Source organism: Nocardia sp. JMUB6875, assembly GCF_041154655.1.
Lineage (GTDB): Bacteria > Actinomycetota > Actinomycetes > Mycobacteriales > Mycobacteriaceae > Nocardia.
The window spans coordinates 1-11,278 of the sequence record NZ_BAAFGR010000210.1 but is presented as its reverse complement, the minus strand read 5'-3'; the positions used below and the strand labels follow the sequence as shown (position 1 = coordinate 11,278).

Genomic DNA, 11,278 nt, shown 5'->3' with positions numbered 1-11,278 from the left:
GTTGCATTCGGAGGCCAGGTCGGGGGTGGCGGGCCAGGAGCCGATTACGAGGCCGGCGCATTCGACACCTGCGGCGGAGAGGGCGCGGGTGGTCAGTTCCGTGTGGTTGAGGGTGCCGAGGCCGGCGGCGGTTACCAGGAGGACCGGGGCGTTCATCTTCTGGGCGAGGTCGAGGAGGGTGAAGTCGCCTATGCGGACGAGGAGGCCGCCTGCGCCCTCTACGAGGACCAGGTCGGCGTCGGCGCAGGATTCGATTCCGGCGACGGTTTCGGCCATGGTCAGCAGGGGTTGGCCAGAGCGGCGGGCGGCGGTGTCGGGGGCCAGAGGGTCGGGGTAGCGGGCCAGTTCGAGGGTGCGGGTGACTCCGCTCAGGCGGGTGATTTCCGCGAGGTCGCCGGGTTCGCCGGGGGCTACGCCGGTTTGGGCGGGTTTGCAGACGGCGACCTCGAGGCCGGCGGCGTGGGCGGTCGCGGCCAGGGCGGCAGTGACGATGGTCTTGCCGACCTCGGTTGAGGTGCCGGTGATGAACAGGAGGCGGGTCATGCCGGAATGACCTCTCGGGCTCGGGCTTCGGCGAGCACCTCGCCGAGAATGGTTGCGATGGTGACGAGTTCGGTCTCGGTGAGGTCGGCGCGGGCGGTGAGGCGCAGGCGGGAGGTGCCTTCCGGGACCGATGGCGGGCGGAAGCAGCCGACGGACAGGCCGCGGGCGCGGCAGGCTTGGGCGGCGTCGTAGGCGATCTGGGCCTCGCCGAGGACGACCGAGACGACGGCCGAATCCGGTTGGCCGACACCGGCTATGCGGGCGAGATCGGCGGCGCGGTCCAGGACGCGCTGGGCGATCTCGGGTTCGCGGCGCAGCAGGTTCAAAGCCGCGCGGGCCGCGCCGACGGCCGCCGGAGCCAGACCGGTGTCGAAGATGAACGTGCGGGCGGTGTCGATCAGGTGGGCGCGCACGCGTTCGCTGGCCAGCACCACACCGCCTTGGGCGGCAAAGGCTTTCGACAGCGTCGCGGTGATGATCAGGTCCGGTTCCCCGGCCAGCCCGCATTCGTGCACCAGCCCGCGCCCGCCCGCGCCGCGCACACCCAGCCCGTGCGCCTCGTCCACGATGAGCACGGCCCCGTTCGCGCGAGTCACCTTGTGCAACTCCGCCAATGGCGCGAGGTCCCCGTCGGCGCTGAACACCGAATCCGTCAAGACCACTGCACGTTCCTCATGGCGTCCGGACAGCAATCGATCCACCGCCGCCGGATCCCGATGCGGGGCGATCTCGACTCGCGCCCGGGACAACCGGCAGGCATCGACCAGCGACGCGTGGCTACCGGCATCCGAAACCACCAGCGTCCCACGGCCGGCCAGCGCGGTGACCGCGCCGAGGTTGGCCGCGTACCCGGAGGCGAACACCAATCCGGCTTCCGCGCCGACGAATTCGGCCAGTTCCGCCTCGAGCTGTTCGTGCTCCGCGGTGGTCCCGGTGACCAGCCGCGACCCCGTCGCCCCCGCGCCCCAGCGTCGCACCGAGGCGATGGCCCCCTCGATCACCTCCGGGTGCCGCACCAGCCCGAGATAGTCGTTGGAGGCCAGGTCGATGTCGACCGTGTCATCGGTGCGGGCGCGCAGTTCACGGCGCAGCCCGGCGTCCACGCGCTCCGCGGCGCGTGCGTCGAGCCAGCTCAAGGGATCGGCAGTCACAGCTCGGAAGCATACTTGAACGCCGTTCAGGAGACCATGGGTGTCGGCGAGCGGGGCTATGCTGGCAAGCGTAAGGAGGCTGCGCGATGCCACGATGGGCAATAGTGGTCGAGCAGACGACCGGCTTCGGCGACAGCAAGAACTGGAGTCCGAAGGTTCTGACCGAGGTGGTGGGCACCCGCGAACAAGCCCTCGCGAAGGTCCCCGACCTCGTCTCGAAATTCATTCCCGATCATCCGAGGTTGATCAGCCGCCGCACCATCCTGCGCGACGGCGACACCTTCATGTTGATCGCACGCGGGTGGTCCGACGACTACCACTGCGTCTTCCGAGTCTGGGAAGTCCTGTCTGACAGCGACAATTCAGACAAAGTGCGCGAAAAACGGGCCAACCGCTAGGGAATCCAGCATCCCGGCGGCATCCTCCGATCAGACCGCAGCAGCCGCGAGCATGGCGGTGGTGATCCGACGGACGTCCGCGGAGGTGCTGATGAACGGGGGCATGGCATAGATCAGGTTGCGAAAGGGCCGCAACCACGTCCCCGCGTCGACCGCGGCATGCGTCGCCTTGCGCATGTCCACGGGATGATCGAGCTCGATCACGCCGATCGCGCCGCGAATCCGGACCTCGGCCACACCGGGCAGATCCCGCGCCGGGGCGAGACCGGCCTTCAGCTCGTCCTCGATCCGCCGCACCTCGCCCTGCCAGTCGCGCGAGAGCAGCAGCTCGATCGAGGCCACCGCGACCGCGCAGGCGAGGGGATTGCCCATGAAGGTCGGCCCCTGCATGAGACCGCCGTGCGAGCGGCTGATGGTCTCGGCGATCTCGGACGTGCACAGCGCTGCCGCGAGCGTCATGTAGCCGCCGGTGAGCGCCTTGCCGACGCACATTACATCCGGCCGCACCCCCGCCTGCTCCGCCGCGAAAAACGTTCCGGTGCGCCCGAATCCGGTCGCGATCTCATCGAACACGAGCAGCACGTCATGCTCGTCGCAGAGTCGGCGCAGATCGGCGAGATAGCGCGGATCGTGGAACCGCATCCCGCCCGCACCCTGGACAACGGGTTCGACGATGACGGCCGCCAATTCGTGGGCGTGCTCGGCGATCACCCGCTCCAGCTCCGAGACATACCGCGGCTCATAGTCTTCCGGCGGCGCGCCGGCGAAGACCTGCGGCACCAGCACATCGGTCCACAGTGAGTGCATGCCACCCTCGGGGTCGCACACGCTCATCGGCGTGAAGGTGTCCCCGTGATAGCCGCCGCGCCAGGTCATCAGGCGATGCTTCTCCGGACGCCCCAGCGCCCGCTGATACTGCAGGCACATCTTGACGGCGACCTCCACCGACACCGACCCGGAGTCGCAGAGGAAGACCTTGTCCAGCCCCTCGGGCGTCAGCTCCACCAGCAACTGTGAAAGCCGCACGGCCGGTTCGTGGGTGAGCCCGCCGAACATGACGTGGCTCATCTTCCGAGACTGCGCCACCAGCGCCGCGTCCAGCACCGGATGCTGATACCCGTGCACCGCCGCCCACCAGGAACTCATCCCGTCCACGAGTTCCCGCCCGTCGGCGAGGGTGAGCCGGGTGCCCGATGCCGAGGCCACGATGAGCGGTTCCGTGCTGGCCGGAAACCCGCCGTAGGGATGCCACACATGTGCCGCGTCGAGTTCGGTGATCGCGTCGGGAGTCAATGCCACGGGGAGTCCTTACGAGGAGCAGGCTTGAACGCTGTTCAAGTTACCAGCTGCCGCGAGGAACTCTCAGGCGGAGGGTCCGCCGCCGATGTCGGGCTGAAGCGGGCTCACAAATTCCTAATGAGTGGTCTGTCAGCTTTGGGGCATGGATGAGTTGGCGGGGGTGGCGCATGTGCTGCGGCGCACCACGTTCGGGCCGTTCCCGGGACGGGTGGAGGCACTCGCCGGGAAAGGCGTGGGAGGGGTTGTCGATCTGGTGCTGGCCGCGGAGCCGCTGACACCCGCCGCGCCCGTGTTCGACGAGGAGGCCGACGCGGCCGTCGATGGTCCGGTGGGCCGTTGGCTGAAGGCGATGGCCGATCCGGCCGCGGGGGTGCACGAGAAGCTGGTGTGGTTCTGGCACGGGCATTTCACCTCCAGTCACGACAAGGTCGACACCTGGGATCTCATGTGGCGGCAGCACCAGGTGATCCGGCGGCACGCGCTGGGGAACTTCCGGGAACTGGCGCAGGCGATGACCGTCGACGGGGCGATGCTGCAGTGGCTGGACGGGGCGGGGTCGGTCGCGCAGGCGCCCAATGAGAATCACGGGCGGGAGCTCATGGAGTTGTTCACGCTGGGGCGCGGGAACTACACGCAGCAGGATGTGAAGGCCGCGGCGGTGGCGTTGTCGGGGTGGAGCGTCGACGAGCAGGGGGCGGTGAGCTTCGATGGGGAGTCCGGGAATCAGCGGCCCGTGGAGTTGTTGGGGCGGGGCGTGACCACGACGCGCGACGCCGTGGACGTTATATGTGATCGGCCGGAGTGCGCGCGGTTCATCGCGGCCAAGCTGCACCTGTTCCTTGTCGGTCAGGAGGCATCGGGGGAGAGGCTCACCGAGTTAGCGGACGTATTCACGCGGGCGCGGTTGGAGATTCGGCCCCTGGTGGAGGCGATCCTGCGGCATTCATCGTTCGTGTCGGCGGTGTACACGCGACCCCGGTATCCGGTCGAATGGGTAGCTGCCGCACTGGCGGTCTGCGGGATCGACAATGCGACAACGGCTTTCGAGACAACGACGACTCTCGGACAGTCGCCGTTCTATCCGCCGAACGTGGCCGGGTGGCCGCCGGGCAATCGGTGGATCGCGCCCGGTACCACCGTGGCGCGGGCCGCGCTGGCGGTAGGCGCACCCGCGCTGGGCGAGATCGCGGGTGCGAAGGACCCGGTCGAGGCCGTATTCGCCCGCGCCTCGATCTACGACCCGACTCCCGAAACCCACACCGCGGCACGCGATCTCGCCTTCGAGCTGCGCCGCGAACCCGAAAAGGCGGCCACGGCGCTGCTGGCACTGGCCATTACCGCGCCGGAATTCACGCTGGCATGAATCGGAAAGGACGAACCATGGTCTCGGTGAATCGGCGCACCGTATTGCGCGCCGGAGTCGGAGCGGGCGTGGTGGCCGCGGTCGGCGGCGTCGCCGGCTATCAGCTGCTGGGCGCGTCGGATGCGCCGCGGCGGTGGAACCCGCCCGCGCCGATCAAGGCGGCCGCGCTCGACAAGCGGCGCTTGGTCGTGATCGAAATGGCCGGGGGCAGTGATGGATTGTCGATGCTCGTGCCCTACGCCGACTCGCGATATCGCGATCTGCGACGCGGTGCGGCCATCGCGGCCGGACAGGTGCACGCCATCGATGACACCCTCGGCTTACATCCGGACCTGGAAGGTCTTGCCGCGTCGGGTGTCTCGGTGATTCCGGGCATCGGTACCGCCAAACCCGACCTCTCCCATTTCGAGATGCTGCATCGCTGGCACACCGGCGACCCCGAGGGCGCCAACCGCCCGGACACCGGATTCCTCGGCCGCCTGTGCGACCACCTCGGCGACCCGGCCGCACCCGCGGTCGGGGTGTCGCTGGGCACCGGCTCATCGCGCGCATTGGCCTGCGAACGGGTCACCACACTGTCCGTGGATCACGGAAACGACGGCCTCTTCCCGGTTTTCGACGACGAGAACCTGCGCTCCGCGTGGCTGGCGGCCCAGCGCGCCATGGCGCATCCCGATCGCACGGACCCACCCCTGTTCGCCGCCGCCCGCGCGAGCAGCGCCGCCGCCCTGCGCTTCTCGGACGTCGCGGCTACCCTCCCCGCCGCCGCCGACGGCTACCCGGACAGCGATCTGGCCATCCAATTGCGTTTGGCCGCAAGGCTGCTCGCCGACGACAACCACGGACTGCGCATCGTTCACATCCCCATGGGCGCGGACTTCGACACCCACACCGGCCACCCCGCCCGCTACGCACTTCTCATGCGCGAACTCGACGCCGCCCTCGCCGCCTTCCGCACCGACCTGGCCGCCCGCGGCATCGCCGACCGCGTCCTCATCGCCGCCTACAGCGAATTCGGCCGCCGCGTACCCGTCAACGACTCCGATGGCCTGGACCACGGCGCCGCCGGAACCGCCCTGCTCCTGGGCCCCACCAACCCCGGCGTCCACGGCGAAGTCCCGTCCCTGCGCCGCCTCGACGCCGACGACAACCTGCGCGCCACCGTCGACATGACCGAGTTCTACGCCACCCTCGCCGAGAGTTGGTTCGGCGTCCCGGCCTCCGAGGTCCTGCCAGGTTCCCCGCACCCGCTGCCCGGCGTGGTGGCCGCATGATCGCGGCGGTCGGCCGGGCGATCGGGCCCACCCGGACCGGGGTCGTGCTCGGATGAACGCGACTGATGCTGTAATTGCGCAGGTGAGGGTACTCGTGTGCGAGGACGACAAGAACCTGGGCGATGAGGTCGCGGCGGGACTGCGGGCGGCGGGGTTCGCCGTGGATCTGGCGCGCGACTATGCCGACGCCGATCTGAAGATCGCGGTCAACACCTATGACTGCCTGGTCGTCGACCGCGGCCTGCCCGATGGTGACGGCCTGGATCTGGTGCGCGCCCAGCGGGAGTCCGGGCAGCGCACCCCCGTCGTCATGCTGACCGCCCGCGACGCGCTCGCCGACCGCCTCGACGGTTTCGCGAACGGCGCGGACGACTACGTGGTCAAGCCCTTCGCCATGGACGAACTCGCCGCCCGGGTGCGCGCGCTGTGCCGCCGCCAGGAGCTGCCCGCCGCCACCCGCACCGTCGTCGGCACCCTCGTCGTGGATCGCCCGCGCCGCCGCGTGCACCGCGCGGGCACGCTACTCACGTTGACCCCCAAAGAATTCGGCGTCCTGGAACTGCTGGCCGCACGGGCCGGAACCGTGGTGAGCCGCGCCGAACTCATCGAATGCTGCTGGGACGAAATGGCCGAACCGGCTTCGAATGTCGTGGACGTGGTGATCGCCCAGTTGCGTCGCAAACTGGGTGACCCACCGCTCATCGACACCGTGCGCGGCGTCGGCTTCACCATCGCGCCATGAGGATTCGATGGCCGGACGGTCTGCGCGCGCTCGCGTCCCGCCTACGCGGGGGCTCGGGAACGGAGCCGACCACGCCCGGCCGCCTGCGCCGCACCCGGTGGCTGCTGACCGGACTCTTCACCGCGCTCACCGCGGTCTGCCTGATCGTGCTCGGCTCGATCGCGGCCGAGATCGACGGGCATTCCCGCGACAAGGCTCTCGACGCGGAGATCAACCGGGTGGTGACCGGGCTGGCGCGGGAGGTGTATTGGAATCCCGACGACGGCACCGTCGATCTCGAAACCGTCCGCACCGACGATGATCTGGCGGGCGGATCCAACTCCGTCGCCGTCCTCGTCCGCGATCCGCAGGGTCGTTGGCAGGAACAGTACGTGCACAAGCGATCCGAGCTGCCCGCGGCGCTGGCCGGGCTGGCGCAGCAGGCGGCCGACGAGCAGGACACGCAGTGGCACAGCCTCACCGACCGCGACGGGCACGCCGTGCGGTTGGCGGCCGCCCCGGTGTGGGACACCGAATCCTCGGTCGGCGCGGTCATTTTCGCCGGCGGCGATCCCGCGCCCGAGGCGAAGGACCATCGCCGCCTGGTGATGGCGCTCTGGGGTGGCGGGCTGGCGCTGGTCGCCCTGGCCGCCCTGGCCGGGCATCTGCTGTCCGGGGTGAGCATGCGGCCCGCGCTGCGCATGCTGGATCAGCAGGAGCGCTTCCTTTCCGACGCGTCGCACGAATTGCGCACGCCCCTGGCCACTTTGCGCCTCTACCTCGATGCCGCGCTGCGGGATCCGGCCGACACCCGGCGCGCCGTCACCGACGCGCGCTCGCTCACCGACCGCATGGGCCGCATGGTCGCCGGGCTGCTGGCCCGCACCCGCGCGGAGAGCGGTGTCGGCGAACTGGACAAGCAACGGCTGCACCTCGATCAACTCGTCGAGGGCGTGGTCGCCGAATGCGGCGGGGACATCACGCTCACCACGGAACCCACTGCGGTGCACGCGGATCCGGATCTGCTCGCGCTGGCGATCCGCAATCTGATCGACAACGCGCAGGTGCACGGCCGCCCGCCGATCGAGGTCCGGGTGGCGGCCGGGCAGGTCGTGGTGCGCGATCACGGATCCGGCCTGGACCCGGCGCTCACCGACCCCTTCCGGCGCGGCGCGATCGGGACACGCGGGCAGCACGGCATCGGCCTGTCCCTGGTGCGCTGGGTCGCGGAAATCCATTCCGGTTCCGCCACACTGACTCCCGCGCCCGGCGGCGGCACCCTGGCCACCCTCACCCTGCCGGAGGCGCCGCCGGACGCGCCGAACACCGGGTGAAGTTGTCGTGATCTTCATCACATGCGGCGTAGGGTGGCGGCGTGCCCTCCACCCATGTCGAGAAGTTCGTCGGTGCCCCGCGTCCGAATGTCTTCCGGGCGCTCCTGGATCCCCGTTCGGTGCGAACGTGGATGGTCCCCGACGGAATGACCAGCCGCATCCACGAATTCGATCCGCGCGTCGGCGGCCGCTTCCGCATCTCGCTGACCTACGACCTGCCCACCGAGGCCGGTAAGACGACCGCGCACACCGACACCTTCCACGGTGTGTTCGCCCGCGTCGTCCCGGACCGCGAGGTGGTGCAGACCGTCGAATTCGAAACCGAGGACCCGGATCTGAGTGGTGAGATGACCGTCACCTACACCCTGGCCGACGCGCCCGGCGGCACCACCGTCACCGCGCGCCACGAGAATCTGCCGCCGGGGCTGTCGCCGACCGACAACGAGGTCGGCTTCCGGATGTCGCTGGCCAAGCTCGCCGACCTCACCGAGCACGCCGCCAAGCACTGACCGCCCCCGGTCGGGAGCGCCCAGCCGCGCCCATCTCCGTATGACCCGTGCCGTATCAGGAGATGGCCACCAGGACAAGCCTGGATGAACGGCGGGAAATTCGTACTCTTGATTGGTATGGCGCTGCCGGGTTTTCCGAATCCGTCCGGTGTCGCCGCGTATGACGACCGACTGCGTCGGGAACGTCTGCGTGCGACCCGGACCGGCGCCGGGTGGGTGCGCTGGCGGCGCACCCGGGTGATGTTGATGCGGCTGAGCCTGGTTCCCCTGGTCGCCCTGGGCGTCTTCGCCGAATATCTGGGCGCGGACGTACTGCCCGAACAGGCGCGGCTGGCCGAGACCGAGCCCGCGGTGCTGCCCATCGCGGGCCCCTCGGATCCCAAAGCGAGCGACACCGCCGTCTTCGACCTGGTCGGGTTGGGCGTCCTCGACGCCAGCGATACCGCGCGGGCGCTGCCGTCGCTGTCGCGGCTCGGCTCGGTGTGGGCGGTGCGCTACGACAACACCGGTATCGACACCAAGGTCATCGCGGATCTGATCGTGAAGGTCACCGAGGCGGCCAAGGTGCCGAATGTGGTGTTGGCCGGGCACAGCATGGGCGGGGTGATCGCGCTCGAGGTCGCCAAGCACCTGCACACCGACAGCGCCGAGAAGGTGCAGGCGGTGCTGCTGGATTGCACGCCCGTGGATCTCGAGGCGGTCCGGCCCGAGAGCCGGGACCAGGGCGAGGAGATGCTGCGCTGGATGGGCTGGGTGCCCGGAGCGCGCGAGAGCCGGATCCTGCGGCTCACCGTGGAAATGTATGCGCGCCATGACCGTTTCGTGGGCGGGCCGTACCTGATCCGCGGCACCGAATTCCGGGAGACCGCGCGCGATGTGCTGCGCAACAAGATCCTCAACACCGATGCCGCCAGCAACGGGCTGATCGAGGCGCAGTTCAAGGCGATCGTGGCGGGCGGCGCGGTGGACGATCTGCGGGCGCTCGCGAAACCCGTTGCGGGCAAACCGCGTCCGGCCATCGTGTTCATCCGGCCGCACGATCCGTACCGCGATCCGATCGTGGACGTGGAGTACTCGCACCAGGTGCTGGTGGATCAGGTCGGCGGGGTGGACGGGACGCTGCTGGTGGTGACCACGCGCACCACCGGGCACGCCAATCCGATCGAGCGGCCGCAGGAGTACAACACGGTGATCGAGAATCAGGTGGTGCCGTTCGTGCGGGAGTTACAGCGGGAGCGGGCGGCGGCCGCGGCGCGCTGAATACCCTCAGCGCACGGTGTCGTCGGAGGCGGGACGAATTCCCGAGGGCGGCACCAGATTCCAGCGCTCCAGCTGGGCGCGCACCTGCTCGGCGGCATCGATGTTCAGCGGTCCGCTGGTCCACAGCGCGTACGGCAGGTTCAGGAAGCGGCCCTCGCGCACCGCGCGCAGATTCTGGATGCCGGGCTTGCCGCGCAGCAGATCCACCTTCTGCTGGAAGGTCTGCGGCGGATAGTCCACGAACACGATGGCATCCGGATCGGCCGCCGCCACCCGCTCCCACGACACCGGCGACCAGGTGTCGGAGACGTCGTCCAGGGCGTTGCGCGCCCCCGCCGCCTCCAGAATCGCCTGCGGGGCACCGAATTTGCCGCTGGACATGACGGTGTCGGAGGCGCTGTCGAAGACGAAGACGGTGGGGCGCTTCTCGGCCTTGGGCGCTGCCTGCAATGCCGAGAGCCTGCGATCGAGCTCACTGGTCACCTGTGTCGCCCGATCCTGGTGCCCCGTGATCGCACCCAGCGCGGTGAGATCGGTCCGCAATGCCGTCCACGGATCCACCACGCCCCGTTCACCATCGGGCCGACGGCAGCTCTCGGTCAGCACATACGGCGCGACCCCGGCCGCCCGCAGTGAATCCGGCGTCAGATTAGCCGACTCCGAATACCCGTAATTCCACCCCGCCACCATCACATCCGGCCGCTGAGCCAGCACCGTCTCCCGCGAAGGATAATCCGGCGCAACGGAATTCAACTTGTCGACGGCCTCCCCGTAGTGCTTGCGCAAGGTTTCCGCATCCCGCTTCAAGCTGGAAACCGCAACGGTCTGCTCCTGCGCTCCCACCGCCAGCACCATCGAGATCAGATTCCCGTCATTGACGAACATCCGCTGCGCAGGCGACGGAAACTTCTGCTCCACACCACAATTCCGCACCGCCAGATTCCCGGATGCCGCCTGCGGCGACCCACACGCGGCCAGCACACCCGCCGCCGTGACCGCGAGCACGGTTCTCATCGTCCGAGTCATCGAAACCTTGCTCAAGAGTGTCCCTTTCGTGCCGTGATCACCAGATGTGTGCCGTCGGAGTGCGGATCCGCCATCCGATGCGCCCGCACACCGAACACCGCCTCGAGCACCTCGGCCCGCAACGCCGTCACCGGCGGCTCGAGCGGATGCGCCCGCCCACCCTCGACCACCAGCACCCGATCGCAATACCGATCCGCCAACGCCAGATCGTGCAGGCTCATCACCACCGTCTGCTCCAATTCCCGAGCCAGCGCCAGCAATTCGAGCTGATGCGTGATGTCCAGATGATTGGTGGGCTCATCCAGCAACAACACCGGCGTCTCCTGCGCCAACGCCCGCGCCAGCAACGCCCGCTGCCGTTCGCCCCCGGACAGCCGCTCCACCGCCCGCCCCGCGAACC

At 69.2% G+C, this 11,278-nt stretch carries 12 protein-coding genes; 7 read left to right on the top strand and 5 right to left on the bottom strand.

Annotated features, from left to right (window positions below; genetic code table 11):
• Positions 1–543, bottom strand: a 543-nt coding sequence (bioD, locus tag ACAM49_RS34860; protein ID WP_369639801.1) for a dethiobiotin synthase, incomplete at its 3' end; no start/stop codon positions are given.
• Positions 540–1,694: an 8-amino-7-oxononanoate synthase gene (locus ACAM49_RS34855; RefSeq protein ID WP_369639800.1), complete on the bottom strand. Its 1,155-nt coding sequence runs from the start codon at positions 1,692–1,694 to the stop codon at positions 540–542. The genes bioD and ACAM49_RS34855, both read right to left, overlap by 4 nt.
• Positions 1,695–1,798: 104 nt before the next feature.
• Here ACAM49_RS34855 and ACAM49_RS34850 point away from each other — a divergent pair, with 104 nt between their 5' ends.
• Positions 1,799–2,092, top strand: coding sequence for a hypothetical protein (locus ACAM49_RS34850; protein ID WP_369639799.1), 294 nt, complete (start codon positions 1,799–1,801; stop codon positions 2,090–2,092).
• A gap of 30 nt (positions 2,093–2,122) precedes the next feature.
• Here the strand turns inward: ACAM49_RS34850 and ACAM49_RS34845 are convergent, their stop codons facing one another.
• Positions 2,123–3,391, bottom strand: coding sequence for an adenosylmethionine--8-amino-7-oxononanoate transaminase (locus ACAM49_RS34845; protein ID WP_369639798.1), 1,269 nt, complete (start codon positions 3,389–3,391; stop codon positions 2,123–2,125).
• Positions 3,392–3,533: 142 nt separating this feature from the next.
• On the opposite strand from ACAM49_RS34845, the gene ACAM49_RS34840 reads away from it, so the two are divergent.
• From ACAM49_RS34840 to ACAM49_RS34815, 6 genes are all read left to right on the top strand, one after another.
• On the top strand, positions 3,534–4,754 hold the full coding sequence (locus ACAM49_RS34840) for a DUF1800 family protein (RefSeq protein ID WP_369639797.1): 1,221 nt from the start codon (positions 3,534–3,536) through the stop codon (positions 4,752–4,754).
• 17 nt (positions 4,755–4,771) lie between these two features.
• Complete coding sequence (locus ACAM49_RS34835) at positions 4,772–6,028, top strand: DUF1501 domain-containing protein (protein WP_369639796.1); 1,257 nt, start codon at positions 4,772–4,774, stop codon at positions 6,026–6,028.
• A gap of 82 nt (positions 6,029–6,110) precedes the next feature.
• Positions 6,111–6,770, top strand: coding sequence for a response regulator transcription factor (locus ACAM49_RS34830; protein WP_040807030.1), 660 nt, complete (start codon positions 6,111–6,113; stop codon positions 6,768–6,770).
• Positions 6,767–8,083, top strand: coding sequence for a sensor histidine kinase (locus tag ACAM49_RS34825; protein ID WP_369639795.1), 1,317 nt, complete (start codon positions 6,767–6,769; stop codon positions 8,081–8,083). Before ACAM49_RS34830 ends, ACAM49_RS34825 begins: the two co-directional genes overlap by 4 nt.
• Positions 8,084–8,124: 41 nt before the next feature.
• The gene (locus ACAM49_RS34820; RefSeq protein ID WP_369639794.1) at positions 8,125–8,592 is read left to right on the top strand and encodes an SRPBCC family protein; all 468 of its coding nucleotides are present in this window, start codon (positions 8,125–8,127) and stop codon (positions 8,590–8,592) included.
• A gap of 117 nt (positions 8,593–8,709) precedes the next feature.
• Positions 8,710–9,852 carry an alpha/beta fold hydrolase gene (locus ACAM49_RS34815; RefSeq protein ID WP_369639793.1) on the top strand — a complete coding sequence of 381 codons (1,143 nt, stop codon included), beginning with the start codon at positions 8,710–8,712 and terminating at the stop codon, positions 9,850–9,852.
• A gap of 6 nt (positions 9,853–9,858) precedes the next feature.
• Here the strand turns inward: ACAM49_RS34815 and ACAM49_RS34810 are convergent, their stop codons facing one another.
• Positions 9,859–10,866, bottom strand: a complete 1,008-nt coding sequence (locus tag ACAM49_RS34810) for an ABC transporter substrate-binding protein (protein ID WP_369639792.1) — start codon at positions 10,864–10,866, stop codon at positions 9,859–9,861.
• 23 nt (positions 10,867–10,889) lie between these two features.
• Positions 10,890–11,278, bottom strand: a 389-nt coding sequence (locus tag ACAM49_RS34805) for an ATP-binding cassette domain-containing protein (RefSeq protein ID WP_369639791.1), incomplete at its 5' end; no start/stop codon positions are given.